Origin of the sequence: Kitasatospora sp. NPDC051984 (assembly GCF_044593455.1) — a bacterium.
GTDB lineage: Bacteria > Actinomycetota > Actinomycetes > Streptomycetales > Streptomycetaceae > Kitasatospora.
Genome location: NZ_JBIUCB010000063.1, coordinates 1 through 1,519 on the forward strand (window position 1 = coordinate 1; position 1,519 = coordinate 1,519).

Below are 1,519 nucleotides of genomic sequence, written 5' to 3' on the forward strand. Positions count from 1 at the left end.
GTCGGGGACTCACAGGAGACTGCCGGGGTCAACTCGGAGGAAGGTGGGGACGACGTCAAATCATCATGCCCCTTATGTCTTGGGCTGCACACGTGCTACAATGGCCGGTACAAAGGGCTGCGATGCCGCGAGGCGGAGCGAATCCCAAAAAGCCGGTCTCAGTTCGGATTGGGGTCTGCAACTCGACCCCATGAAGTTGGAGTTGCTAGTAATCGCAGATCAGCATGCTGCGGTGAATACGTTCCCGGGCCTTGTACACACCGCCCGTCACGTCACGAAAGTCGGTAACACCCGAAGCCGGTGGCCTAACCCGTAAGGGGAGGAGCCGTCGAAGGTGGGACCAGCGATTGGGACGAAGTCGTAACAAGGTAGCCGTACCGGAAGGTGCGGCTGGATCACCTCCTTTCTAAGGAGCACATGGCCGCTTGCGAGCGAATGTCTCGCACGGTTGCTCATGGGTGGAACGTTGACTATTCGGCACGATTTGGCGCAAGCCGCTAGTACTGTCCCTCGGGGCGTGGAACGCGATTGCTTGCAAAGGATCGTGTCGGGCACGTTGTTGGGTCCTGAGGGAACGGAAGTTGCCTCTAGGATGCCGGCCTCATGCGAGGCGCCCGTAAGGGTTGCCGAGTTTGGGTGTCTGGTCGTTGTTTGAGAACTGCACAGTGGACGCGAGCATCTGTGGCCAAGTTTTTAAGGGCGCACGGTGGATGCCTTGGCACCAGGAACCGATGAAGGACGTGGGAGGCCGCGATAGGCCCCGGGGAGCTGTCAACCGAGCTTTGATCCGGGGGTGTCCGAATGGGGAAACCCGGCAGTCGTCATGGGCTGTCACCCGCTGCTGAACACATAGGCAGTGTGGAGGGAACGCGGGGAAGTGAAACATCTCAGTACCCGCAGGAAGAGAAAACAACCGTGATTCCGGGAGTAGTGGCGAGCGAAACCGGATGAGGCCAAACCTTGAGCGTGTGAGACCCGGCAGGGGTTGCGCTCAGGGGGTTGTGGGAAAGTTCTTCAGTCGTCTGCCGGCGGCTGGGCGAGTCAGAAACCGTATGGGTAGTCGAAGGACATGCGAAAGGTCCGGCGTAGAGGGTAAGACCCCCGTAGACGAAATCTGTACGGCTCGCTTGAGCTTCTCCCAAGTAGCACGGGGCCCGAGAAATCCCGTGTGAATCTGGCGGGACCACCCGCTAAGCCTAAATATTCCCTGGTGACCGATAGCGGATAGTACCGTGAGGGAATGGTGAAAAGTACCGCGGGAGCGGAGTGAAATAGTACCTGAAACCGTGTGCCTACAAGCCGTGGGGGCAGTCCTTGGGACTGTGACTGCGTGCCTTTTGAAGAATGAGCCTGCGAGTTTGCGGTGTGTAGCGAGGTTAACCCGTGTGGGGTAGCCGTAGCGAAAGCGAGTCCGAATAGGGCGTTTGAGTTGCATGCCCAAGACCCGAAGCGGAGTGATCTAGCCATGGGCAGGTTGAAGCGCGGGTAAGACCGTGTGGAGGACCGAACCCACCAGGGT

General features: G+C 59.0%; 2 rRNA genes. Both read left to right on the forward strand.

The features are described 5' to 3' along the window. Nucleotides 1-406 (forward strand): 16S ribosomal RNA (locus tag ACIHEI_RS37460); the annotation flags it as partial. A 277-nt stretch (nt 407-683) separates the two neighbouring features. Next, a 23S ribosomal RNA gene (locus tag ACIHEI_RS37465) occupies nt 684-1,519 on the forward strand; the annotation flags it as partial.